This window comes from Corynebacterium nasorum, from assembly GCF_022347325.1.
Classification (GTDB): domain Bacteria; phylum Actinomycetota; class Actinomycetes; order Mycobacteriales; family Mycobacteriaceae; genus Corynebacterium; species Corynebacterium kefirresidentii.
On record NZ_JAKRDU010000020.1, the window covers coordinates 1 to 25,271 of the forward strand.

Sequence of the window (25,271 nt, forward strand, 5' to 3'; positions counted from 1 at the left end):
CATTAACCCCCTCCCCCACACAGCCTCATACCCAAACGGAGATCCTTAAACATCTCTAAGAGGATCCAAAAGTTACCTCAGAAAGGATCCAAAAGAGGATTGGCGGCGCGCCCCCACTGCCGCATACTAGGAATCACAGCAGTTAAGAGCTGCTACCCCAGAGAGAGATTGTAGTTTTACTCCGCCTATCCGAAAGGAATGTATATGTTCGATTCCCTAGTAGACCTCAGCTCCGCCATCGACTTCGAGGCACTCGTCAAGGGCATCAAGGGCCTCGTCGAGGCTTCCTCCGAGTCCAACACCGACTCCGAGGGCCTGTCCTCCGTATTCGAGGGCCTGTCCTCCAAGGATGACGCAGAGGCTGCTGCAGAAGCTAAGTAATTAGCACTCTGCACTCCTTCATGAAGACCAGCTAAACCCCCTCACCTTCTACCTCCGCACGGAACCCACCACAAGGAACCGCGCACGAAGGTGCGGGGGTTTCGCTGTTTTCAATTGCTGCTCTACGTTCGCTGCACCCGCACCGCTGTACATAGACTAGGGAGATAAACCCCGTTGAGCCTTAGCAACCAGGAAGCGTGGACCGCATCGTGCCGAAATCTTCACAGCCACCCATCTACCAGCGCATCCGCGCGGCCATGACTCTGCAGCGAACCGCCGCGTTAACTGCAGTGATTTGTGTGACGTTGACGTTACTCGGCGCTTTCTTTACTCCCACCGAGCACCAGTTATCTGCTGCCATCTTTGGCTTGGTTCTAACTGTCGTTACCACCTTAGCTTTCCGCCGCCCAATCACGATGTCAGTAGTCTTTGTTGCCGTATGGATGAGCTCGACATTCGCTGTGGGCACTCCTTACCTCTGCTATATTTTTTTAACCCCAATTTTCATTGCCGTCATCGCTTATCACGGCAAAAATTGGCAAACCTTTGCAGTCGGTGCTGTCTTTTGGGCGGTCGGCCTTATCGATCCCGGCACCGCAAAGATCAGCGTTAATCCTGCTGCCGCTTTTGCTTGGGCAATGTTTATTGGAGTCGGTGCAGTAATTGGCGCGACTTTCGCGCACTCTGCGCAGCGATACAAAACAGCCATGATCGAGTGGAACGCCGACGTACAACGGCGACAATCAGATCTCGCCGAAACTCTCCATAACTCCGTGGTCTCGAGCCTTACTGTTAACACGATGCAGCTAGAAGCCCTAAGCCTCGAATATTCCAAAGACCCGAAACTCGCTAAACGCTTAGATGAGCTTAGCGATTCCATGCGCTCATCAATGTCCGAAGTGCGCGCACTAACTAAGGTTCTCCGAAACAATATCGAAGGCGTTTCCGACGGAATAAGCTTCGGTTCCACCACCAAACCTGATAGCTTTGCCCAGCTTCTTTCCCAGGAAGAAACCCGCCTTTCAAGGCTCAATCGAAAGCCACTTGTGGAGGTAAGCGCCGAGGATTTTGCCCCGCATTTTCCTCCGAAAACACTGGACTCCATCGCTGCCATCACCACGGAAGCCTGCTTGAATGCCGTGAAGTACTCACCCGCAGGCGCTGAAATCGTAATCTCGGTGCGACCTCACCTCGGTTGGACCGTCATAACAATCACTAACCCAGTATCTAAGCCCACAAGCACTAACGCTGACATGTCTTCGGGTATCGGCATGGCATCAATGTCGCGTATTGCGGCGACAATTGACGCTCGTGTCGATGCTAAGCTTGAGCACAATCAATGGGAGCTTTCGCTTTTCCTTCCACCCTCTACCTAAAAGGCTGGTTAGCTTCGACACGTCGCCTAGCAAACCTAGATGGCGTACACTAAGCTATCGCTTGTTTCTGACTAAAGCAGACTTTATTAAAGGATTCCGCATATGCAGGCCGCACTTGCTAGTTTTCTCGCTCCATTTTTGCTGTCCTCTTCTCTTTTGGGAGGACTAACGCCGGGCGATCTTTCACCCACCACTGAATATCAATCGCCGGTCGATATGGTCTTTGGTTGCCCGTCGCCGTGGTGCCCGAAGTAAAAACTTCCCTTTTGGTCGTCGATGACGACCCACTTGTCCTCGAAGCATTGGGGCGTTACTTCGCCTCGGCCGAGGACATGGAGGTGCGCGCCACCGCAGAAAATGGCAAGGTCGCCCTCGATATATTGCAAGAGCAAGACTTTGACGTCATTGTCGCGGACATCCATATGCCCGAGATGGATGGCACTACCCTCTTGCGCGAGGTCAACAAGATGGAAGCCCCGCCGGTCTTTGTCGCGATGACCGCGATGGACAATGATGAGACCCTCAAAGAGGTCATGTCCAATAAGGCTGCAGCCTATATTTTGAAAAGCTCCAAGCCGGTCTACATCTTGGATACCGTGCGCGAGGCTGTACGCGGCGGCACGGTTGTCACCCCGCAATCCCTCACCCGCTTATTTGAGCAACTTCCCGATTGGAACACTGAGGGAAGCGATGCTGATGTGGCCGCCGCAACCGCAAGAATTAAGGACAACCACCATATCTCGCCTGCTTTAGAGCAGGTTCTGGACCTGGTCTGCCAAGGCAAGTCCAATGAAGAAATTGCCAAGAGCACACACTACGCACCGGGCACGGTGAAGAAATATGTATCTACCCTGCTCAGTGAATTCCATGCCAAGTCCCGCCTCGAACTGGCGGTGAAGGCGCTCAAGGCCGGCTACGGTTCTTAGCCCCCGATTGTTGGACAATCCGGGGGTGGAATACCCCCGGATGTGTCAATACCCCCTCTAAACCCCACATGCTGGGGTTTATTTTTTGTTTTTCTACCCCCGTCCGTCATTTCCCAAAGGAGACTAGCATCACGTTTGTCGCTTCCCTATAATTACGGCAACACCAAACTTCATAGTATTTCCTAGGCAACAATAGAACCTGAACCTGCAGGGTTGCCGCACGTCAGAGCGCTATACCGCTCACGTTTCTTCCTCTGCCCCTATAGTCACGTCATAGAAAGCAGGTGAGTGTTGAACACCAACCTGGCGCGCGTTCGTCGCAGCAGCGATAGGCCTCCCGTCCGCATAAAGGCCCGCTGAACATCGCATTTCACCACGAATCTCTGCGACCCTCACATTGCGTCGCGCGCACCCGCGTGTTCGCTCCTCACCCAGCTGCACCCTGCAGCACCACATAGCTCACCGCTCACCATCCAGACGCCGTATCGCCCAGCAATTCCAGACCGGCGCAGATACATCTACCTTCACTCCCGAGTGAAAAGTTGTGTCTAGGATGTGACCCGTTTGAAAAAGAGGTAGAACCCATATGACTTCTCCTGCAAATACCCGCTTGCCCATCTCTGATGATGTGGAAGCAGTCCTGCCCGCAGCGATTAGCCGCGCCCACGACTGGTTGAAGTCCACTGCGGACGAAGAAGATAAGGCCACCGAACAGCTCGCGGACCTGCTGCGCGATGACGACGGCGTGAAGTTCACCATGGACTTCGTCGACCGCGTCATGCGCCCAGAAGATGACAAGGTTGCCGCACACGCGCTGAAGGATATTTCCTCCCACTATGACCCGTCGTTCCTGGGCAGCATCAATGGTGCGCTCGTTGGTGCCGGTGGCTTCTTCGGCCCAATCCTGCCCAACCTGGTCATGCCGGTGGCCCGCCTGTACATGCGCAAGATGGTTGGCCACCTCGTTCTGGACGCCGAGTCTGATGCACTCAACAAGATTCTGGACAAGGCCGCGGAATCCGGCGAACAGCTCAACCTCAACCTGCTGGGTGAGGCCGTGCTCGGTGAGGAAGAGGCTAAGTCCCGCGCGCAGCGCACCCTCAAGCTCATCCAGAACCCACGCGTAACCTACGTTTCGGTCAAGGCTTCCTCCATGGTGGCCCAGCTCAATCACTGGGATATCGATGGCTCGGTAGAGCGCCTCAAGGAGCGCCTGCGCCCGCTGTATCAGGCTGCGGCCGACCGCACCGACAAGGTCTTTATCAACATGGACATGGAGGAGTACCACGATCTCCACCTGACCATCCGCCTGTTCAAGGAGCTGCTCAGCGAGCCGGTGTTCCTCACCCTAGATGCCGGCATCGTGCTGCAGGCTTACCTGCCAGATACCTTCGATGCGCTCAAGGATGTCGCTGACTTTGCCAAGGAGCGCGTGGCCAAGGGCGGCGGCAAGGTCAAGGTGCGCATTGTAAAGGGCGCGAACCTATCCATGGAAACCGTGCAGGGCGAGGTCCACGATTGGCCGCTGGCTACCTACACCAACAAGCTCGACGTAGACGCCAACTACTACCGCCTACTGGATTTCATCCTGCGCGAAGAGTACGCCGATAGCGTCCGCATCGGTGTAGCAACCCACAACCTCTACACCGCAGCTATGGCCTATGAGCTGGGCAAGAAGCGCGGCGTACTACACATGATGGATTCGGAGATGCTGCAGGGCATGTCCCCAGCGCAGCAGGCAGCGGTGCGCAAGGTCTTTGACGGCCGCCAGATCCTCTATACCCCGGTGGTACATGCAGACGACTTCGACGTCGCCGTGTCCTACCTGGTGCGCCGACTAGAGGAGAACTCTGCGCCGCAGAACTTCCTCTACGCTCTCTTCGCCCCAGGCGAGGAGCCGCTTGCGGACCAGGAAGAGACGTTCCGTCGGGCCGTCGCCAAGCGCTGGGACACCTTCGCTGGCGCCCGCCGCACCCAGAACCGCCTCGAGGAGGATGGCCGCCAGGCACCACGCACCGGCCGCTTTACCAACGAGGCTGATACTGACCCGGCTCTCGCCCCGAACCGCCAGTGGGCGCAGGAAGCGCTCAAGCGCAACCCAGGTGAGCACGGCATCGCGGAGGTCACCGACCCAGCCGCGGTAGAAAGCCACATCGCCCGTGCCAAGGAGCTCGGCACCGAGTGGGGTAAGCGTCCTGCCGCCGAGCGCGCCGCGGCCCTCGAGGCAGTCGCGGACGAGATTGCTTCCCAGCGCGGCAAGTTCATCTCCGTGGCCGCATATGAGGCTAATAAGACCGTTACTCAGACCGACCCTGAGGTCTCTGAGGCGATTGATTTCTGCACCTACTACGGCCAGTCCGCGCGCCTGCTGGAGGAGTCTTACTCCCAGTTCACCCCGCACACCGTCACCGTGGTAACTCCGCCATGGAACTTCCCCATCGCCATTCCCACCGGCGGCATTGCGGCATCCTTGGCGGCCGGCTCGGCGGTCATCGTCAAGCCAGCCCCGCAGGTGGTTCACTGTGGCAAGCTCGTGGTGGAAGCCTTCCGCACCGCCCTCGAGGCGCAGGGCCTCGATCCGGATCTGGTGCAGCTGGTGCTTACTGATGAAGCCGAGGCCGGCAAGGCGCTGCTCTCCCACGATGATGTAGACAATGTCATCCTCACCGGTGCGTCCGATACCGGTGCGCTCTTCCGTTCCTGGAAGCCCAAGATGAACATCATGGCAGAGACTTCCGGCAAGAACGCGCTCATCATCACCCCAGCGGCAGACCCCGACTTGGCCATCGATGACCTCTATAACTCCGCTTTCGGCCACTCCGGACAGAAGTGCTCGGCGGCCTCCCTGGTTATCTTCGTCGGCGCGGCCGGCAAGTCCGAGCGTCTGCGCACCCAGCTATTGGATGCCGTTAAGACCCTGAAGCCGGGCCCGGGCTTTGATATCACCACGACCATGAACGGCTTGGCCGAGGAACCGAGCGAGAAGCTCCTGCGCGGCCTCACCCAGCTCGAACCGGGTGAGAAGTGGCTACTCAAGCCGGAAAAGCTCAACCAGGAAGGCACCCTGTGGTCCCCAGGCATTCGCGATAATGTGCAGCCGGGCTCCTGGTACCACAAGAACGAGTGCTTCGGCCCCATCCTCGGCATCATGTATGCCGATACTTTGGAAGAGGCTATTGCCTGGCAAAACAACACCGGCTACGGCTTGACCGGTGGCATCCACTCGCTTGACGACGCCGAGATTGAGTACTGGATCGACAACGTTGAGGTGGGCAACGCCTACGTCAACCGCGGCATTACCGGTGCGATTGTGCAGCGCCAGTCCTTCGGCGGTTGGAAGAAGTCCGTCATGGGCCCGGGTGCTAAGGCCGGCGGCCCGAACTACGTGGCACAAATGGGTGAGTGGGCCGATGGCGAGCTCAAGCCGCGCAACGTGGATATCGCTCCAGCTAGCCTCGCCGCGCTGCACCGCCTGCGCGATAACCTCTCGGGCAAGCTCACCGAGGACGACATCACCTGGCTGTGGCGCGCCGCAGAGCTGGACCAGCTGGCTTGGCAGGAAGAGTTCGGCCGCAATCACGACCGCACCGGGTTGGTCTCTGAGGCCAATATCTTCCGCTACCGTCCGCTGCTGACCAAACTGCGCGTGCGTGTGGGCGAGGGCTATGCGCTGCGCGAGGTTGCTCGCCAGGTGCTGGCCGCCGCCATCACCGGTACCGCAACGGAAATCTCCGCCACCCCGGAGGTTGCCACCCAGCTGCAGGACCTCGGTTTCGATGTCAAGGCCATTACCGACGAGGCTTTTGCCACCGACGTGGCCAATGACCCCTCCTCCCGCGTGCGCGCCTTGGGCACCGTGCCGGATTCCATCTACGAGGCCGCAGTGCGCTCCAACTCCGTGGTGCTGGACCAGCCGGTGCTTGCCGACGGCCGTCGTGAGCTCATTCCTTACCTCCTTGAGCAGGCAGTCTCGGTAACCATGCACCGCTTCGGCATCATCCGCAACGTGGGTAACCTGCGCGAGGAGTAATCTCCCGCCGCATTAAAGGCACTCCCTGGAGGTAGCGTCCCACCCGTGGGCCGCTACCTCCTTTTTCATATATGCGCTGCGCGTTTTATGTGGCATAGTGGTAGGCAATGTCTACGTCACATAATTCATCTTCCCGCGACGAGGCCCAGCGCCCGTCTGCGCAGGAAAAAGGCACCGCAACGCAGATTCAGAAGCCAGGCGAGGAAGATTCGCATACCCTAGTCGCTTATGATGATGCGCATCTCGGTGCAGAAGCCGCCAGCGAGCACCCCGCCGAGTGCGATGATAAGTCTGCCATCCTGGCCAAGGACTTCCGCACCATGGCCAAGGTCTCGGTGGTCTTTATACTCATCGTCGCCGGCCTGGCCCTGGCGGGCTATTTGCTCAAGTTCATTTGGGTAGGCCTGCTCCCTGTCCTGCTCGCCATCCTTGTCTCCACGGTGCTTTATCCAGTCAGCGCCTGGCTGCGCGGCAAGGGATTCCCGCGCTCGCTCGCGGCGGTGAGCACTTTGCTCGGCCTCATCATCATCTTCTGCGGCGTCTTTGCCGCCATGGCCCCGGTTGTCACCAGCCAGAGCCAGACGCTCATTAACCAAGCCGAAGATGGCATTAACCAGCTGACGGACATGGTGGAAAAATCCCCCATCGATATCCAAAGTGACCAGCTGCAATCCGTACTCCAAGACGTGGTCAAGTTTGCCAAGGGCCAAGCCTCCACCATCGCCACCGGCGTTATCTCCGGCTTTTCCATGGCCAGCTCCATCGTTGTGGCCGCACTGATTATGCTATTTGTCACCTTCTTCATCATCAAAGACGGCGACAAGTTCCTGCCTTGGCTGCGCAAATACACCGGCAACTCCACCGGCTGGCACGTTACCGAGCTCGGCGCGCGCATCTGGAAGACCCTGTCCGGCTTTATCCAGGCGCAGGCCGCGGTGGCCATGGTGGACGCAGTTCTCATCGGCCTTGGCCTATGGGCTCTGCAAGTTCCGCTAGCACTCGTCATCGCGGTGGTGACTTTCTTCGCCAGCTTCATACCTATCATCGGTGCTGTCACCGCCGGTGCTTTGGCAGTTATTATCGCCTTGGTATCCAATGGCCTGACCAATGCACTATTGGCCTTGGCCCTTATCATCATCGTCCAGCAGGTTGAGGGAAATCTCCTACAACCACTGCTGCAATCCAAGGCCATGGGACTGCACGCGGCCGTTGTCCTACTCTCCGTCACCGTCGGCTCTACCCTGGCAGGCATCGTCGGTGCCTTCCTCGCCGTCCCCGTGGCCGCAACCATCGCGGTTGTCGTGCGCTACCACGCCGAAACGGCTGCACTGCGCTCCGGGGAAGTCGATCCTTCAGATATAGACATCATCACCGGCTCCAAGGATGATCCTGAAGACCTCAGCGACGTCACCTACGAACACGACGAGACTCCACGCGATAAGGTAGAGCAGCTCTACCAGTCCATGAGTCCGTTGAGCTAAGACTCAGCCACAAGCGCGCCGGCCCTCCCCGGCGCGCTTTTAGTTTTTAGCGCAGAAAGCCTAGGTCCGTGGCCGCCGAGGCGAGCTGGCGCGCGCCACGGTCAAGGACGTTGGCCCACGTGCCCTTGGACTCCTCATTCGCGGAATCAGATACCTGCTTGAGCAGGGTGCAGGGCACGTCGAAGCGCTGGCATACTGCGGCAATGGAATAGCCTTCCATGTCGCAGAGCTGGGATTTTTTGGCCAGCTCAGTGCGCAGGGCGGTATCGGAGACAAACATATCGCCCGTGGCCAGCCCACGAACCGGCAAGCGGCCGGAGGTCTCCAGCTCTATGACCTCTGGCAGCAGGTAGCGATTAATATCGGTGAGCACCTCGAGCTTGAAGTCGTGTTTGGTGACCTTGCCTACTTCGAAGACACCAGCCATGCCGTCGACAAGCGCGCCGGCCGTGCCGATATTGACCACGCGCTCGGGAAGGGCGCCGTTAGCGCGGGCGTCGGCAAGAGCCTCCGTTAAGGCAATGGCCGCTGGAACCGTGCCGATTCCAGTAATGAGCAGGGGCTCGCCCTTCGGAATGTGCGCGGCCTCCGCATCGACAGCGGCGACGAAAAGGGTACGTCCGTTGAGATTCTCCATGCCTGCGAGAATACCTGCCCTCCCTAATCGAAGTTCAACGTGCGGTTCTTCTGGCGCAGGCGAATCGTAATATTCTTCTGGCCAGCACCGAGTGCGATAATTTTCCCGCTGAGCACGCGCGCGACCGCCAGGTCGGCCTTCGTGGGGGCTTCGGCGGCCACCTGTGCCGTGGGTAGCCAGGCGTCGTGCGGATCAGGCGCGCCAAGGTGAATGAGCCGCTCGCGCTCCACATCAATCCAATAGCCTTCAGTGGCCATAAAGCGATCGTGGCTCCCATCGAAGGAATCGCGGCGCCACCCACCCTCGGCCACACGGAAAACAAAGGGGCAATAGCCAAAGCGCGAAGGCACGATATAGCGCGTCTGGGGGCTGACGCGCCAATGACCGCGCGCGGAGCTCCAAACTTGCCGGTAGGTATCAGCCAGGCCCATACCCAGCCGCAGGCGCTGTTGTCTGTCCTCGTCTAGCCCCGCATCTTCTACCTGCGTATTTAGCTCACCCAGGCGCGTAGCATCTGCCACGTACATGCCCAGCCATGCCTCTTCCGGCGTCGTATACGGCCCGGTGATATCGCGGTGAAAGGACCCCGGAATTGCCTTGTGCGCGTCCTGGGGCAGGCGCTGGCGCGCGGCAAAAGCCCACAGCCGCGGATGCCCCATGCGGTAGAGCATCACCGTCGCCCGTGGCAGGCGGTCATGCACCTGTTGGCGCGTCAAGTAATCACCAGCACTGATGCGCCGCAGCAGCTGCTTGGCGACGTCCCCCTCCACCTTCTGCTCCACTCCCGGCGCGACCTCCATATCCGGCAGTTGGCTAAGCAGCATCAGATCGATGATGTCTCCCAAATCAAAGACCTGGTTCAATTCCGACTGTGCTTCGGAGCCGAAGGCCTCGATAGCGTCATAGCCTAGGGCACCACCCAAGCGACGGATGAGATCCGGGGACACACTCACCCGGTTGCGAGTTGCGTGCAATTCCGCGGCGTTGAGATTGCGGTCCAGCCCCACGAGGGCTCCTTTCTCCCCCTCATTGGGGAAATAATGTTTGGTCATGCTTGGGCTTAAGCCGGACATTGTCCACCGTGCAGGATGGACCCAACCGTTCTGTGTATAGCCTGAATGTTTCCTAGCAAGGTTGTGTAGGCATTTTTCCATATCCCAAACTCGCCTCGGTGACTTTTATAGGTCATTTAGATTCATCCATTTATGTCTAGCTTAATCCATTCGGGTTACATTTACTACCATCCGAACTGACTAAACTTACCCCTTCAGGACACCTTTTAGAAGAATTTATGCAACTCCTGTGCCTATAGTATGACGCGGATTGATTCTTAGCTTTCCATTCTCTTTCGCTTTCCTATTTCACCCAACGCACATAGGAGTCCAGCCCTTGACTGATAACAATGCTTGGGGCCGACCGGAACCTTCCTCCTCAAACCCTGGTTCCTCGGACAACACTCAAACTTGGGGTACACCCTCCTCCCCCGCCTCCCCTACACAGGAGCCAGAGGCAAAATCCACCGGCAAAGGCAAGCGACTAACCATAATCGTGGTTGCGGTTCTCGCCGTACTCGCGCTTGTAGGCGCTGGTGCATGGGCCTTGCTAAATAAACAAGATTCCGGAGACGACCAAGGGGCCGCGACAATGGCCACAACGTCTTCACCTTCAGATTCAGCAACCTCTGAAAAGTCTTCTTCGACCGATTCCGATGAAGATGCGGAAAAGAAGACAGAGGGCAAGGCTAACAATGCCGCTTCGGCGAATGCTCCCACCAAATACGAAAAATGCAATGACTTCGCAGATGAGAAGCTCAGCTCGTGGACAAGACCAATTAAGCAGTACTGCGATGACTCATGGCTTTTTGTCGGTCAGGACGGAACTGCAAATTTCTCCTTGTACTATTGGACCGACAATGCTTGGCACAAATACGATACGGATGGAAGAGCATGGCCTTCCGATATCGGATGCTATGACCAAGACAAGCTTAAAGACGCAGGAGCACCGCTTCCCCTCCTTGACAAGGTCACGCTCTGCACCGATGAAGGCGACACTTCAACAGAAGCTGAAGAAGACGACGAGGAACCAGCAGCAGACGAGTTTGCTTGGGCCGGTAAGTGGAACGGCAAGTGCGATGGTCGCTATATCCTCATTGTCGAATCCGCGCTCATCAGCGGCCCAGAGCCTTATACTGAGACCTCTCGAATTCAAGATAAGTACCCCGGCTCCAAGATTCTTTATGGCGGGGCCTGCAGCTCCCTTCGCAATACGGTGGACGGAAAATCCGTCTACGCCATCTACTACGACGCGGGCTACAGCGTGGACAAAGTCTGTTCCCTCAAAGCACAATATGGCGGCAACGCTCGTTCCCTAAACGATGATGGGGACTTCTCCGACCCTTGCTAGTCCCCCAATATTCCTTCCCTATCACTCTCCTTCCCACATCTGTCACCTCCGATTTACACCTGAAAGGATTCCCTCGTGGCTCACTACAACCTCTACGATTCTCTCTCCCTCGACCCCACCGCAGACTCTTCTCAGCTGGTAGCTGATATCGACGCCAAGCTGGCACAACTAAGCCCAGAAAATGCGGCAGCTCACGACGAGCTCACCACCGCTCGAGAGATCTTCTCTGTTAAAAACCGCCGGACGAAGTACGACGAGGAAATCGCCAACCCCACCGGCCCAGAAGTAGATATCGCGCGCATTCGCAATATCGCTGCTCTACCTCCTGCAAGTGCTACTGATTCCACTAGCCCTGCAGCCAAGCACGAAGCACCATCCCCAAAAGCAACCGGCACCTACACTCCTGCACCCGGATACACCGCCGCACATACACGGCAACCACAACAGGGATAGCCTGCCCACACCGCTAGCCAGCAGGCTTCCTCCAACAACACCGGTTTCAGTAGCTCCAAAAAGCAATTCACCGTCGACTTCAGCAATATGGCCTTCCCGGTCGCCCCCGCCCGCCAACGCTGCCAGTCCATCATGTGGTGCGTAATTTGGGGAATCTTGCTGCTGATGTGGCTGATAGCCGGTATTCGCGGCCTTTCCTTAGCCAACACTGCTGGCGACGCCACCGCGATGAGCCTGCTTTTTGATTCTTCAAATCTCGAAGCGAGAACCGCTGACTTCGCTGCCTCGATAATTAAGACCCTTATCGCGACTCCGCTCCTACTCGTACTGGGCGAGTTCATTTGGTCTATTCGCAAGACCATTGGCCTTAAGGCAGCGGACGATGCCTAAGCGTCCGCTAACGGTATGCAGCTTGCTTGCAGGCCTTGTCCTCACCGCTTGTACTGCAGAATCTCCAGACTCCACGCCACAGGAGCCCTCGATGGCCACTGCGACGACGTCAACAACAAAAGAAGACACAGATGCCCAGCAGGAAGAAACATCCTCTCCCCCTGCTGCGAAGGAAGAAAACTCCACTCGCCCGGTGCCACCTAATGTCCTCTTAGACGACGAAGAACCCGCTTCCAAACCGGAAGCCGCACCAGAGTCCAACACGTCTTGCGGTTCTGGTGATGCACAGTCCGCCTTTTCTCAGGGCGTATCGCAGGTGCCCCTGTGGGGCACCATTGGCTGGGAGCTTTTCGACTCCTCCGGCTACGACTCCTGCGCTTCCCTATCGTGGGAGACTCTGATGATTGAAGGAGGAAGCAGTTCCTCACCTTTCCATATCATGCTGTTTAACCACGGCGAATACTTGGGCACAGCAACGGCTAAGCCCTATGGCTTCGCCCCCACCATTGAGCGGGTGAGTGATTCCGAAATCGCGGTGACCTACCACTGGCCGCGTGAGGGCGAAGGAAGTGCCAACCGCTCGGGGACTACCCAAGCGGGCTTCCGCTGGGATGAAGGTGCGCAAAAAGTGATTATGTCTGGAGATGTCCCGCCCACGGGATAGAAGGAAGCTCACAACGGCATTTCGGCGTTTCTTGATGGGAGCTGTTGCTACTCTCGGGAGTAACACAGCTCCCTACGATTAGCTCCGTGGAAGGAAGCCAGATCATGCTGAATACCCGCCCCCGCTTCATACGTCATTCGCGCTCCGCCGCAACATTAGCTAGCGTCGGCGTCCTCTGCCTTTCTTTAGCAGCTTGTGGAAGCGGTTCCGGAGATTCAGGGGATTCACCAACCTTCTCTGCCGCGAGGGAAGCCACTTCAGAAGCGGATGGAGCTACTTCTTCTGCTAACGAAAAGACCGAAGAAAAGCCCTCCCGAAAGACCACTACCGTCACGGAAGTTCCTCCAGAGGAGGAGCAGGAAGAGAGCACGCCGCGTCGAGGTAAGGGCAACGACGGGTCTTCTGAGTGCGGCTCAGATACTGCCGAGACCGCCTATGAAAAGGCTATACCGCAGGTAGAGCCTTATCCGGGACTTGATGCCCCGTGGGGTCCTTTTTCCTCTCAATACGATCCATGTGCAGCTCTTTCATGGATTACTGTAACGCTTGAAGGGGCAACTGTTTCCTCGCCGTATCACATCCTGCTTTTCCACAATGGTGAATATCTGGGAACGGCAACTGCTAAGGCATATGGCTTTTCTCCTCGAATTAGCCGAGTAGATGATTCCGAAATTGCAGTTACCTACCGCTGGCCAAAAGATGGTGAGAGCAACGCTGCAGCATCAGGGAAGAGCCAAGCCGGTTTCCGCTGGGATGAAGGCGCGCAAAAGGTAATTATGTCTGGGGACGTACCACCGTACTAGGCCGAGGCGAAGCGTGCTTGTTTAAGTCCAAGAGCGGCCAGCGTTATGTTGATGCGAAGCCTCCACGGGTGTGCGAGCCCATTGAGTGGACACGTTATGGGCTTTCGCGGAATGCTGGCGGTAGTTAGCGTGGCCGTTTTGTGGCGGAAGGAGAGGTAGGAAAGAAGGAGATGACGTTTCAACAGAAATTTGGAGTCTTCGCGCTGGTGGCGGCGGTTGTCCTGCTGTTCGTGAACTTAACCGTAGTAGGGCCTACGGTGTTCGGTATCTCCACGCCGCTACTGCTCGGAGTCACGGGCATCATAATGATGCGCGGTGAGAGAAGCAGCAGCGGCGCACAGGACGACTAACGCAGGCGGTGGCCTACGAAGCCGGCGGCGAGGGTGTCGCCGGAAGATTGGTCGATGAGCAGGAAATTGCCCACCGCGCCGCGGGCGGCGTAGTCCTCGACGGGTAGCTCGGCTTGGGTCTGGATGGTGATGTGGGCGATGTCGTTCATGGCGATGGCCTCGGGGTCCTCCACATCGGAGACGCCATCGAGGTCCAGGGTGCGGGTGATGGCGGCGATGCGGGCTTTGACCAGGGAGGAACCGTAGCGCAGCTTGAGCATCTGGCCGGGCTTGATGTCCTTTTCGGTCAGGCCCACCACTGTGGCGTCGAACTCGCGGCTGGCCGCGGGGCGTTGGGACCCAGCGATGAGATCGCCGCGGGCGAGGTCGATGTCGTCGGCAAGCAGGAACGTCACGGAGTCGCCGGTGGCGGCGGAGTCGGCGGGGCCGTCGGCGGTGTCGATCTGGGTGATGGTGCTGGTGCGGCCCTCGGGCAGGTGGACCTCATCGCCCACGGAGATGGAGCCTGCCTTCACGCGGCCGGCGTAGCCGCGGTAATCGGAAGCGTGCTCGCGGATGACGTACTGGATGGGGAAACGGAAATCCAGCTCATCGGCGCGGCCAGTGGCCACGGGGACGGTCTCGAGCACCTCGAGGACAGTCGGTCCGGTATACCAGGGCATATTAGAGGAACGCTCGACCACGTTATCGCCCTTGAGCGCGGAAATCGGCACCACGGTGGTATCGGTGATGTCTAAGCGCGCGGCGATCTGGTTGAACTCGGACTCAATATCGCGAAAGACCTGCTCGTCGTAGTCCACGAGGTCAATCTTGTTCACCGCGAGGACCACGTGGCGCACACCAAGGAGGGCGGCGACGTTGAGGTGGCGGCGGGTTTGTTCGACGACGCCATGGCGGGCGTCGATAAGAAGCACCACTACCTGCGAGGTAGACATGCCGGTGACCGTATTGCGGGTGTACTGCACGTGCCCGGGGTATCGGCGAGGATGAAGGTGCGCTTATCCGTGGCGAAGTAGCGATAAGCCACGTCGATGGTAATGCCCTGCTCGCGCTCGGCACGCAGGCCGTCGACAAGCAAAGAGAGGTCCATGCCGTCGAAGCCGCGGTCGGTGGAGGTGCGCTCCATGGACTCCACCTGGTCTGCAAGCACGGACTTGGTGTCATAGAGCAGGCGGCCGACGAAGGTGGACTTGCCGTCATCAACGGAGCCGGCGGTGCACAGGCGCAGGGTATCGCGCTGCTTGAGGGCGCCGACGTTTGGCGCGAGGGTAGTCGTCATCAGAAGTAGCCTTCCCTCTTGCGGTCCTCCATAGCGGACTCGGAGAGTTTGTCATCGGCGCGGGTGGCGCCGCGCTCGGAGAGGGTAGAAATGGAAATCTCCGCGAGCACCTCATCCGGCGTCGATGCGGTAGATTCCACGGCGCCGGTGCAGGACATATCGCCCACGGTGCGGTAGCGCACGGTGCGGGTTTCTAGCTCCTCCCCCTCGGCCGGGCCGCCCCATTCACCAGGGGCTAGCCACATACCATTGCGCTTGAATACCTCGCGCTCATGCGAGTAGTAAATGGAGGGCAGCTCCAGTTCGCGGGCGCCGATGTATTCCCAAATATCGGACTCGGTCCAGTTGGAAATAGGGAATACACGGACGTTTTCGCCGGCCATCTTGCCGCCGTTGTATAGATCCCAGAGTTCAGGGCGCTGGCGGCGGGGATCCCAGCCGCCGAAGGAATCGCGGATGGAAAAGATGCGCTCCTTGGCGCGGGCGCGCTCCTCATCGCGGCGGGCGCCGCCGCATACGGCGTCATACTCGCGCTCGGCGATGGTCTCTACTAGCGGCACCGACTGCAGCGGGTTGCGGGTGCCATCGGGGCGCTCCTGCAAATCGCCGCGGTCAATCCACTCTTGGACGCGGGCGACGTGCAGGCGGGCGCCGGATTCTTCTACTAGGCGGTCGCGGAAATCAATAACCTCGGGGAAGTTATGCCCGGTATCGACGTGGAGGAGCTCGAACGGAACCGTGGCCGGAGCGAAGGCGCGGCGGGCTAGCTCGAAGACAACGACGGAATCCTTGCCGCCCGAAAAGAGGATGCCTACCTTGTCGAATTGGCCGGCCACCTCGCGCAGGATGTGGATGGACTCGTTTTCAAGGTCTTTGAGGTGTGGGGAAAGTGTGCTCATTATTCGTGTAACCCGCATTCTGTCTTGCCGTCTGCAAATACGCGTCCGGATCGGGCATCTTCGCCTTCGCCAACTGGGAAGGTCAGCGGGGCGCAGCCGATGGAGCGGTATCCCTGCAGGGTCAGTGGGTGGATGATGAGGTCGTTGTCCTCGATATAGCGGTCTGTATCGTCTAGATCCCAGGTGATGATGGGCGAGATCTTCAACCGCCCGGTGCGATCCAAGCTCAGCGCCGGGGCGCTAGCGCGGTGCTCAGAGTCGGCGCGGCGCAGGCCGGTGACCCAACCGACATACGGGTCCATCGCCATATTGAGCGGCTCGACCTTGCGCATGCGGTTATAGGCCGCGGTATCGCGGGCATACAGGCGCGGGCCGTAGACCTCGTCTTGTTCTTCTGGGCTCAATAGCGGCAGCACCCGCACTAGGGGCAGGTCCGGGTAGCGCTTTTCTACCTCATCGGCCACCTGGAGGGTTTCCGGGAAGTGCCAGCCGGTATCGATGAACAGCAGATCCGCATCGAGCCCGGCGCGGTGGGCGAGCTCGGCCAAGACCGTATTTTCCATGGACATGGTCACCGCAAGGCGGCCGGGAGCGTGCTCGGCGGCCCATTCGGTGATGGTTTCGGCAGAGGCATCGTGCAGCTTATCCGCCCACTGGTCTACCAATTGCTGGTTGCGCGCGGCTACCTCGGCGTCCAGCGGCGCGGTATCCCGCGTGCCTTCCGGGGAGATGCTGGGGTCACGGTAGTTCTTGCCACCGTCCAGCAGGTTCGTTGTTGGGTTCATGCCGTCACACATTAGGCAAAACCCCAAGGCGGTGCAGGAGATTATGCGCGAAAAGCCGCTGAGCTTGGCGGGAGCTGCGAATAAAAAGTTTCCAATCCGTACCAAGCGGACTAGATTTACAGACAAGACAGTCTATTGCGGGGTGTCCACGCCCCACCCAAGGAGGCACTTCCATGCAGCGTATAGCCATCATCGGGGAGGGGCCGTCCGCCCTATCCACCGCCGAAAAGCTTATCAGCGCTGGCATGTGTGTGGACCTCATTACTCAACGTACCGCACCATTCGGTCTACTTCGACGCTTTGCCGGCCTCGCAGGCGTGCTTGCCGACGCCGTCTCAGGATCCCACTGCGGCCCCGGCACCACTCCCCGGCTCCGTCTCATCGGCAACGTGCGCGTAGGGCCCGACGGCGATATCACCCATAACGAAATCCACCGCCTTTCTGCCGCCGGCGACCGCGATCTGCTCATTCTCGAGCTCAAGGCCCGCGGCGTGGCCGTCACCACTTGGGAAGGTTTGTGCGCTCCCCTCGAAGACTTCGAGGATTGGAACAGTGTCATCACCCGCGCCCAGCTGGCGCATGTGGGGATTTAAAGGAAGACTCAGACTAGCGCCCCGCTCACCCTAGATATAAACTTGCATGGCTACCCAGCCACGACAAGGAAAGGGGCGCGAGTCCATGGATCTGGTTCGCATTCTCATTACACGGTCGGCACCGTATACGCCGTATTTCATAGCAGTGCTCGTGCTTCAGGCCCTCTCCACGGCCGCCACACTCTACCTCCCATCGCTCAATGCCAAGATCATTGATGAAGGCGTGGCCCAAGGCGATGTGGATTTCATTTGGCACACCGGTGGGATCATGCTTGCCGTTGCTTTTGCCCAAGTCATCACCGCCATTGGCGCCGTATGGTGCGGCAGCCGCACCGCCATGGGCGTAGGCCGAGACGTGCGCAGCCAAGTTTTTCGCCACGTTAATTCCCTATCTACTGAGGACATGAGCCGCTTTGGCACGCCTACGCTTATCACCCGTGGCACCAATGACGTCCAGCAGGTGCAAATGGTCTATATGATGATGCTCAACTTCATGGTAACCGCGCCGATTATGTCCATCGGCGGCATCATCATGGCCATGCGCGAAGACGCCGGGCTGTCCTGGCTGGTGTGGGTGTCCGTGGCAGTATTGCTCGGCACGATTTCCGTCATCATTGCCCGTCTCATGCCACTCTTTCGCATCATGCAGGACAAGCTGGATGCCATCAATGGCACCCTGCGCGAGCAAATTACCGGCATTCGCGTGGTGCGCGCCTTCGTGCGTGAGGCCTATGAAACCGAGCGATTTACCCAGGCTAATAAGGAAATTACCCAGATGTCGTTGAACATCGGCCGCCTTTTCGTGGTGATGTTTCCGCTCATTACGGTGATCCTCAACGTGGCCACGGGCGCGGTGCTGTGGTTTGGTGGCAATCGCGTAGACGAGGGATTGGTCAATGTCGGATCCCTCACCGCATTCTTGCAATATCTGCTCCAAATTCTCGCTGCGGTAATGATGGGAACATTCATGGCTATGATGCTTCCGCGCGCCATCATTTGCGCCCGCCGCATCACTGAAGTTCTCAACCACGAGCCGTCCATTACCCCACCGAAGTCCACCACAACGCCGGAGACTTCCGCCGGCACGGTGGAATTCCGCAATGTCAGCTTTTCCTATAGCGGCGCAGAGGCACCGGTGCTAGAGGATATTTCCTTTACCGCCCAGCCCGGCACCACTACGGCCATCATCGGTTCGACCGGCTCGGGCAAGACCACCCTCATTTCCCTGATCCCGCGCCTGTATGTTCCCACGGAAGGCCAGGTGCTTATCGACGCCACCCCTACCACCTCTCTGGCTCGCCAGGACATCGTCCAGCGCGTGTCCCTAGTCCCGCAAAAGGCCTACCTGTTTAGTGGGACGGTGGCCTCGAACCTGCGCCTCGGCCGCCCCGAAGCCACCGATGAGGAGCTCTGGGAGGCGCTGCGCGTAGCCCAGGCGGATTTCGTGGAGGATCTAGAGATGCCTATCGCTCAAGGTGGCACCAATGTCTCCGGCGGCCAGCGCCAACGCCTTTCCATCGCGCGCATGTTGGTCGCCCGCCCGCTGGTCTATCTTTTTGATGATTCCTTTTCCGCGCTGGACGTGGCTACCGATGCCAAGGTGCGCGCCGCAATGCAGACTTCCTTCGCACAACGTGAGCAACCAGTGACCAGCATTATCGTCGCCCAGCGTGTGGCATCCATTCGCGATGCCGACCAGATCCTGGTACTGGATGCCGGCCGCATTGTTGACCGCGGCACGCACGAGGAGCTCCTTGGGCGTTGCGCCGTTTACCAAGAAATTGTTGATTCCCAAGAAACCGCCGCTGCCGCAGGAGGCGAAAACTAATGGCTGAAAATACCGCCTCCACCGCCGAGTCCACGGAGCACTCCACCGGCCCCATGGGCGAATCTGCTCCGCGCCAAGCCAAGAATTTTTGGCCCTCCATCAAGCGCCTCTTTTCCTTGCTTGCCCCATACAAGCGTCGCCTGTGGGCCGTAGCAGCGATGAATATTGTCTGTATCTTTTTGGCAGTTGTGGCACCCAAGGTCATGGGCAAGGCCATGGATGTCATCTTCGCCGGAGTTATCTCCCGTAACCTTCCCGCCGATATAACCGCCCAACAAGCTATCGATGGCATGCGTGCGCAAGGACAGGACCGCTTCGCAGACATGGCCTCCGCCATGGATTTCATCCCGGGCGAAGGCATTGACTTTCACCGCTTGGGTACGCTCATCATTGCCGTTATCGCAATGTATATCGTCTCTTCCGGCTTCCAATGGTTGCAGGGGGCCATTCTCAACAAAGTGAGCATGGATACCGTATTTGACCTGCGTGAGCGCGTTGAAGCGAAGGTGAACGCGCTGCCGCTGGACTACTTTGATTCCCAGCAACGCGGCGATATCCTCTCGCGCACCACTAATGACATCGACAACGTACAGCAGGCCCTGCAGCAAGCACTCTCGCAGCTGTTTTATAACGCGCTTTTGGTCATTGGCATCACCATCATGATGTTTAGTGTTTCCTGGCAGCTCGCACTGGTTGCTCTCCTAGCTCTGCCGCTTACCGCACTAGTCATCGGGGTCATCGGCGGCCGCTCACAGCGCCAATTCAAAACGCAATGGCGCTCTACCGGACAGCTCAATGGCCAGGTAGAGGAATCCTTCTCCGGCCATGACCTTGCCATCGTCTTCGGCCGCACAGAAGCAATGACGGAGGAATTTGATAAGCGCAACGAAGAGCTTTACCGCTCCGCGGCAAAAGCACAATTCCTCTCCGGCAGCATGATGCCAATCATGCAGTTCCTGTCCTATCTGTCCTACGTTGCCATCGCGGTCTTGGGTGGCCTGCGCGTGGCTAATGGCCACATGACTTTGGGCGCAGCCACTGCTTTCATCCAGTATTCTCGCGAGTTCAACCAGCCGCTGGGCCAGCTTGGTGGCATGATGCAGCAGGTCCAATCCGGCGTGGCCTCGGCCGAACGCGTCTTTGAGCTTCTCGACGCCGAAGAACAAGCCCCTGACACCACCGACGAGGACCTCCCCGGCCGCGCCCGCGGACTCGTTGAGTTCCAAGACGTTGATTTCTCCTACTCGGAGGATAAAGAACTCATCACCGGCCTCAACCTGCGCGTGGCGCCCGGCCAGACCGCGGCCATTGTCGGCCCCACCGGAGCCGGCAAAACAACCTTGGTCAACCTGCTGATGCGCTTTTATGAATTAGACGGCGGTCAGATTCTCATTGACGGGCACGATATCGCCCGCATGCCCCGCCAGACGCTGCGCTCCCAGGTGGGCATGGTGCTCCAGGACGCCGTGCTTTTCAAAGGGTCGATCATGGACAACATTCGCTACGGCCGCTTGGACGCAACGGACGAAGAGGTCATCGCCGCTGCAAAGGCAACTTATGTGGACCGCTTCGTGCACGCCCTGCCCGATGGTTATGACACCATCATCGACCAAGACGGTGGTGCTATCTCGGCTGGCGAGCGCCAGCTCATCACCATCGCCCGCGCTTTCCTGGCCCAGCCCGCGCTGCTCATCCTCGATGAAGCCACCTCTTCAGTCGATACCCGCACCGAAGTACTCGTCCAAGAAGCGATGAACGCGCTGCGCGCGGATCGCACTTCCTTTGTCATTGCCCACCGCTTGTCCACCATTCGCGATGCTGACCTCATCCTCGTTATGGAAAACGGCACCATCGTCGAACAGGGCTCGCACGATGATCTCCTTGCCGCCCAGGGCACATATTGGCGCCTACATCAGTCCCAGTTCGCGCAGGGATAGGCCACCTGAACATTCTTTTCCGTCCCCGGCGAAGAGCTATCCCAGCCCCACAGTCACCGTCGGCGCAGTGAAATGAGCGCCGGTAAGGTTCACCAGCTCAAGGGTGACATCGCGTAGCTCGATATGGTCCATGACAACGTCTGGCACCTGTGCATCGGGGACGGGGTGCGGCTCGGGGACACCGAGCTTATCCAGCACGGCCTTGATATCGTCGCGGCTCAAATCGATTTCTGCGGAAGGCGCAGAAACATCCCCCACCGCCGGGGTGGCTTTGAGCCCGGTAGCCATGATGGTCACCGGTCCCCCGCGCACCTCGGTAGTATCCCCACCTGTGGTTAGCATGCCATCGCCATAGCGCCCGGGCAGCGTAATCCCCAGATTATCGATGTCGAGGTTCTCGCCCTTTAGCTCCAATACCCGCACATCGCCACTGGCAGTAGGGAAAGTACCCAAAGAAACGGTGACATTTTTCGTCAGCGTCACCTTATCCGCGAAGACGGTACTGAAGTATGGAACCGCCGGGGCGTTTTGCGCATTGCCCCGCTCGGAACCACTCACACCAGCGAGCACCAAAACACAGGTCAGCACGGATAGGAAGCTGCGTGCCGGCCGCGGCATCGCCCTGGTCATTGTTCAGCTGCTTCCTTGGCGCGGCGCTCCTTCTCCCCTGGCTGCCAGGCAAAGGTAAAAGCTCCGCCGATAATGCCAAGCAGGGAGCCGATGATGAAGCCACCCAAGTTGGACGTCGGCAAGGCGATAATGGCCACGATGATGCCTAGCACCCCGACATAATTCGAGGTTGCCGGCTGGAACCACGCGCCAAGGCCGAACATAGCCAGCAACACGCCAATAAGCAGCGTAGATACGCCAGAAATAGTGGAGATCATGACCAAAAGGTCAGAAATATGGATGATGATATAGGCCGGCGCGGCAATGATGATGCCGGATAGGATGAGCAATAATCCGGGAATAAACGGCCGCTCGGTACGCCAACGGCGAAAGCGCTGCCAAGCACTAGGCTTGGATTCCGCGCCCGATGCCTCGACTGTCGGGAGGGTCTGTGTTTCTTCCGTGGCGGACTCAGCAGCCATTATCGGATCCCCTCCTCACCGTCACTCCCACATTCTTGGCAGAAAGGCGCTGCGCGCCCACGGAGGTAGCCTTCACATCATCCGCCTTGAGGGAGACCTGCTTGGAATACAGGCCCCAGGCGCCGGGATCTGCGGTATCACTGAGCTGATTCGCATCGATGCCCACGTTGACATCCTGCATCACCAAGGAACCATCCACGTCGGTCGCACCGACCAGCAGGCTATCGGACTCCACGCTGCCCTCACCCTCAGCCTTCAGAGCCAGGGTAGCTTCTCCACCAACACCGGGTACCTTGGGAACCGTCACGGAAAGGCACAGGTCAGAGACCTTGGCATGGTCCAGCTTGATGCGTGCTACGGGAAGGTGTTCTTCGGCCTTTTGATCATCATCAACAAAAAGCGAAAAGCCTTCTCCGTCCAAATGCCCCATGGTGATTTTGAAAAAGCTACCGGAAAGGGCCAGGTTTGCGGTCAAACCGCCCTGCGCCACAGCAAATCCGGTGACACCAAAGGCAGCAAGGCCTACGGTCAAGGCCACCGCGGCCTTGGTGATATTCGTTTTGCCCATGGCGATTTGCCCTTTCTGCGGCGATCTAGGTCCTCTTCTTGCCAGGTTGGGCCACGCTGCGGCCACCCGCGCTGGCGATACTCAGCCGCCATGTACAGCACGTTTAAAAGAATGTGACGGCCGAGTTTCTCAAATTGATAGTGTACCGCCCACCCTGCCGAAATACCGCACTGAATGCAGACTCTCTGATTTCCACCCCTAGGCTTTAAGGTAGAGAGAAACGTGGAGCATCAGTTTTAAAGGAGCACGCATGACCACCGTGTTCGGTTGGATCGCTATAGCCGCATCGATTCCGGTGTGGTTGTACTTTTTCACCCGCGTATGGGCCCTCTTCAAGTTCATCCGCTCGGGCGGGCCTACCCAGCTCAAGCGCACCGATAACCCGGGCAAACGCCTATGGCGCGTGATTGCGGAGGTCTTTGGCCATTCCCACTTCAAGGGCAAGCCTCTGGTCAATGCCGCCCACTGGCTGGTGATGGTGGGATTCCTTTTCGGCATCCTGGTGTGGTTCGAAGCCTATATCCAAACCTTCGCACCGAATAAGGGCTGGCCGTGGCTCAGCCACTGGCCGGTCTACCACTTTGTGGAAGAAGTCTTGGGTATCGCGACGGTGCTCGGCATTGGCTTCCTCATTGGTGTGCGCCTCAAGCTCGGCGATACCGAGCGTGGCAGCCGCTTCTTCAATTCTCAGACCGCCTCCGCACGCTGGGTAGAGTTCATTGTCTTTTCTGAGGGCCTCGGCATGCTCTTGGTGAAGTCCACCAAGATCGCCACCTACGGCGGCGGTTCCGCCTGGGCGGATTTCTTGAGCATCCACTTGGCCAAGCTCTTCCCCGAGTCACCGGCCCTGGTGAGCTTCTTCGCCCTGTTCAAGCTGCTGTCCGGCATGCTGTTTATCGTCTTTATCTCCCGCAATTTCCAGTGGGGAGTCATGTGGCACCGCTTCACCAGCTTTTTCAATATCTTCTTCCAGCGCAATGCCACCGGTGAGAAGGCACTGCAGTCCCTGCCCACCCCGGATTTGGAAGAGGACATCACACCAGGCAGCTGGAAGATGCTGCTGGATTCCACCTCGTGTACCGAGTGCGGCCGCTGCCAGGAGCTTTGCCCTGCCTGGAATACCGAGAAGCCCCTGAGCCCCAAAAAGCTCATGATGGACCTGCGCCAGGGCGCACTGGATAACTACAACCCGCACGAGGGCGTGGATGTACTGTCCATGGCCGGCGTTATCGATGATGATGTGCTGTGGTCTTGTACCAACTGTGGTGCGTGCGTGGATCAGTGCCCTACCGATATTGAGCACATCGACCACATCGCGGACCTGCGCCGCTTTAAGGTACTCGCGGAATCGGACTTCCCCTCCGAGCTCACCGGCCTATTCAAAAACATGGAAAACAAGGGCAACCCGTGGGGCCGGAATAATTCTGAGCGCCGCGCCTGGATCGATGAGGCCCGCGCCGATGGCATCGACGTGCCCATCATCGGTGAGGACGAGGCCGATTTCTCCGATATGGAATACCTGCTCTGGGTGGGCTGCGCCGGTGCTTATGATGATGACGGCCGCCGCACCACCCGTGCGGTTGTAGACCTGCTGCACACCGCAGGTGTGAAGTTTGGTGTGCTCTCCACAGGCGAGACCTGTACGGGCGATCCCGCCCGCCGCGCTGGCAACGAGTTCCTCTTCCAGATGATGGCGCAGCAAAACGTAGAAACCCTCAACAATGCCTTTGACGGTGTACCGGAGGGCCAGCGCAAGATCATCACCACTTGCCCACACTGCTTTAATACCATCCGCAACGAGTACCCGGACTTTGACGGGCATTTCGACGTCTTCCACCACACTCAGCTGCTCAACCGCCTGGTACGCGAAGGCCTGCTCAAACCAGTGCCGCGCACGCCGGAGAACCGCAAGCCGATTACCTACCACGACCCTTGCTTCCTCGGCCGCCACAATAAGGTCTTCGATCCCCCACGCGAGCTACTCGAGGCCACCGGCGTGGAACTGCGCGAGATGGACAAGAACCGCGACGAAGCCTTCTGCTGTGGCGCCGGCGGTGCCCGCATGTTCATGGAGGAAAAGCTCGGCACCCGCATCAATGACTTCCGCACTGAGCAGGCTTTGGAGACCGGCGCGGAAGAAATTGCCACCGGTTGCCCCTTCTGTAATGTCATGATGACCGGCGGCGTGAAGTCCTTGGCGCAGGATTCCACCCCCGCCGCCAAGGTCAATGACGTGGCAGTTATGCTGCGCAATTCCATTTCCCTCGATGAGGCCGGCACCCTGCCTGAGCCCCACCCCAAGGCCTTCCTTGCCACCCCGGTGCGCCACCATAAGGCTGCGGAGTCCACCGAGCCTGCCCCGCTTGCCGACGCCCCCACTTCCGATGCTCCCAGCGC

Annotated in this window: 22 protein-coding genes and 1 pseudogene; 15 read left to right on the forward strand and 8 right to left on the reverse strand. The window is 58.7% G+C overall.

Features of this window, described 5'->3' with window-relative positions; all coding sequences use genetic code 11:
* Nucleotides 1–204 precede the first annotated feature (204 nt).
* From MHK05_RS10980 to MHK05_RS11000, 5 genes are all read left to right on the forward strand, one after another.
* The gene (locus MHK05_RS10980; protein WP_239206754.1) at nucleotides 205–381 is read left to right on the forward strand and encodes a hypothetical protein; all 177 of its coding nucleotides are present in this window, start codon (nucleotides 205–207) and stop codon (nucleotides 379–381) included.
* Between the two features lie 197 nt (nucleotides 382–578).
* Nucleotides 579–1,757, forward strand: a complete 1,179-nt coding sequence (locus MHK05_RS10985; RefSeq protein ID WP_239206756.1) for a sensor histidine kinase — start codon at nucleotides 579–581, stop codon at nucleotides 1,755–1,757.
* Nucleotides 1,758–1,984: 227 nt separating this feature from the next.
* Nucleotides 1,985–2,683, forward strand: a complete 699-nt coding sequence (locus MHK05_RS10990; protein WP_239206758.1) for a response regulator transcription factor — start codon at nucleotides 1,985–1,987, stop codon at nucleotides 2,681–2,683.
* A 586-nt stretch (nucleotides 2,684–3,269) separates the two neighbouring features.
* Complete coding sequence (locus tag MHK05_RS10995) at nucleotides 3,270–6,713, forward strand: bifunctional proline dehydrogenase/L-glutamate gamma-semialdehyde dehydrogenase (RefSeq protein WP_239206760.1); 3,444 nt, start codon at nucleotides 3,270–3,272, stop codon at nucleotides 6,711–6,713.
* Between the two features lie 107 nt (nucleotides 6,714–6,820).
* A complete protein-coding gene (locus MHK05_RS11000; protein WP_239206762.1) occupies nucleotides 6,821–8,194 on the forward strand; it encodes an AI-2E family transporter in 1,374 nt (457 codons plus the stop codon).
* Nucleotides 8,195–8,240: 46 nt separating this feature from the next.
* Here the strand turns inward: MHK05_RS11000 and MHK05_RS11005 are convergent, their stop codons facing one another.
* Nucleotides 8,241–8,831 carry a nucleosidase gene (locus MHK05_RS11005; RefSeq protein ID WP_239206764.1) on the reverse strand — a complete coding sequence of 197 codons (591 nt, stop codon included), beginning with the start codon at nucleotides 8,829–8,831 and terminating at the stop codon, nucleotides 8,241–8,243.
* A gap of 23 nt (nucleotides 8,832–8,854) precedes the next feature.
* Complete coding sequence (locus tag MHK05_RS11010; protein ID WP_239206766.1) at nucleotides 8,855–9,883, reverse strand: hypothetical protein; 1,029 nt, start codon at nucleotides 9,881–9,883, stop codon at nucleotides 8,855–8,857.
* Between the two features lie 337 nt (nucleotides 9,884–10,220).
* On the opposite strand from MHK05_RS11010, the gene MHK05_RS11015 reads away from it, so the two are divergent.
* From MHK05_RS11015 to MHK05_RS11040, 6 genes are all read left to right on the forward strand, one after another.
* A complete protein-coding gene (locus MHK05_RS11015) occupies nucleotides 10,221–11,234 on the forward strand; it encodes a hypothetical protein (protein ID WP_239206768.1) in 1,014 nt (337 codons plus the stop codon).
* Between the two features lie 75 nt (nucleotides 11,235–11,309).
* Entirely contained in the window at nucleotides 11,310–11,687 is a 378-nt protein-coding gene (locus MHK05_RS11020) for a hypothetical protein (RefSeq protein WP_239206770.1), read from the forward strand.
* A gap of 87 nt (nucleotides 11,688–11,774) precedes the next feature.
* Complete coding sequence (locus MHK05_RS11025; RefSeq protein ID WP_239206772.1) at nucleotides 11,775–12,077, forward strand: hypothetical protein; 303 nt, start codon at nucleotides 11,775–11,777, stop codon at nucleotides 12,075–12,077.
* Nucleotides 12,070–12,741 carry an LppP/LprE family lipoprotein gene (locus MHK05_RS11030; protein ID WP_239206774.1) on the forward strand — a complete coding sequence of 224 codons (672 nt, stop codon included), beginning with the start codon at nucleotides 12,070–12,072 and terminating at the stop codon, nucleotides 12,739–12,741. The genes MHK05_RS11025 and MHK05_RS11030 overlap by 8 nt, the downstream gene beginning before the upstream one ends.
* A 104-nt stretch (nucleotides 12,742–12,845) precedes the next feature.
* A complete protein-coding gene (locus MHK05_RS11035; protein WP_239206776.1) occupies nucleotides 12,846–13,544 on the forward strand; it encodes an LppP/LprE family lipoprotein in 699 nt (232 codons plus the stop codon).
* A 140-nt stretch (nucleotides 13,545–13,684) separates the two neighbouring features.
* The gene (locus tag MHK05_RS11040) at nucleotides 13,685–13,894 is read left to right on the forward strand and encodes a hypothetical protein (protein WP_239206778.1); all 210 of its coding nucleotides are present in this window, start codon (nucleotides 13,685–13,687) and stop codon (nucleotides 13,892–13,894) included.
* Here the strand turns inward: MHK05_RS11040 and cysN are convergent.
* From cysN to MHK05_RS11055, 3 genes and pseudogenes are all read right to left on the reverse strand, one after another.
* Nucleotides 13,891–15,173: pseudogene (gene cysN, locus MHK05_RS11045) on the reverse strand (sulfate adenylyltransferase subunit CysN). The gene MHK05_RS11040 and the pseudogene cysN sit on opposite strands and share 4 nt — an antisense overlap.
* Nucleotides 15,173–16,072: a sulfate adenylyltransferase subunit CysD gene (cysD, locus tag MHK05_RS11050; RefSeq protein WP_239206780.1), complete on the reverse strand. Its 900-nt coding sequence runs from the start codon at nucleotides 16,070–16,072 to the stop codon at nucleotides 15,173–15,175. Before cysD ends, cysN begins: the two are co-directional and overlap by 1 nt.
* Nucleotides 16,072–16,857 (reverse strand): phosphoadenylyl-sulfate reductase, encoded by a 786-nt coding sequence (locus MHK05_RS11055; RefSeq protein WP_239206782.1) that lies wholly within the window; start codon nucleotides 16,855–16,857, stop codon nucleotides 16,072–16,074. The genes cysD and MHK05_RS11055 overlap by 1 nt, the downstream gene beginning before the upstream one ends.
* A gap of 173 nt (nucleotides 16,858–17,030) precedes the next feature.
* Here MHK05_RS11055 and MHK05_RS11060 point away from each other — a divergent pair, with 173 nt between their 5' ends.
* The 3 genes from MHK05_RS11060 to MHK05_RS11070 all read left to right on the forward strand — a co-directional run bounded on the left by MHK05_RS11060 (nucleotide 17,031) and on the right by MHK05_RS11070 (nucleotide 21,215).
* Nucleotides 17,031–17,450 (forward strand): methylenetetrahydrofolate--tRNA-(uracil-5-)-methyltransferase, encoded by a 420-nt coding sequence (locus MHK05_RS11060; RefSeq protein WP_239206784.1) that lies wholly within the window; start codon nucleotides 17,031–17,033, stop codon nucleotides 17,448–17,450.
* An 85-nt stretch (nucleotides 17,451–17,535) separates the two neighbouring features.
* Entirely contained in the window at nucleotides 17,536–19,278 is a 1,743-nt protein-coding gene (locus MHK05_RS11065; protein ID WP_239206794.1) for an ABC transporter ATP-binding protein, read from the forward strand.
* Nucleotides 19,278–21,215, forward strand: coding sequence for an ABC transporter ATP-binding protein (locus tag MHK05_RS11070; RefSeq protein WP_275436678.1), 1,938 nt, complete (start codon nucleotides 19,278–19,280; stop codon nucleotides 21,213–21,215). The genes MHK05_RS11065 and MHK05_RS11070 overlap by 1 nt, the downstream gene beginning before the upstream one ends.
* 36 nt (nucleotides 21,216–21,251) lie before the next feature.
* Here the strand turns inward: MHK05_RS11070 and MHK05_RS11075 are convergent, their stop codons facing one another.
* Genes MHK05_RS11075 through MHK05_RS11085 form a run of 3 tightly spaced genes read right to left on the reverse strand, consistent with a single transcriptional unit; the run spans nucleotide 21,252 to nucleotide 22,874 of the window.
* Entirely contained in the window at nucleotides 21,252–21,845 is a 594-nt protein-coding gene (locus MHK05_RS11075; protein WP_239206786.1) for a hypothetical protein, read from the reverse strand.
* On the reverse strand, nucleotides 21,842–22,306 hold the full coding sequence (locus MHK05_RS11080; protein WP_239206788.1) for a DUF6114 domain-containing protein: 465 nt from the start codon (nucleotides 22,304–22,306) through the stop codon (nucleotides 21,842–21,844). Before MHK05_RS11080 ends, MHK05_RS11075 begins: the two co-directional genes overlap by 4 nt.
* Nucleotides 22,296–22,874 carry a DUF6230 family protein gene (locus MHK05_RS11085; protein ID WP_239206790.1) on the reverse strand — a complete coding sequence of 193 codons (579 nt, stop codon included), beginning with the start codon at nucleotides 22,872–22,874 and terminating at the stop codon, nucleotides 22,296–22,298. The genes MHK05_RS11080 and MHK05_RS11085 overlap by 11 nt, the downstream gene beginning before the upstream one ends.
* Before the next feature lie 250 nt (nucleotides 22,875–23,124).
* On the opposite strand from MHK05_RS11085, the gene MHK05_RS11090 reads away from it, so the two are divergent.
* The coding region (locus MHK05_RS11090) for a (Fe-S)-binding protein (protein WP_239206792.1) at nucleotides 23,125–25,271 on the forward strand (2,147 nt) is incomplete at its 3' end.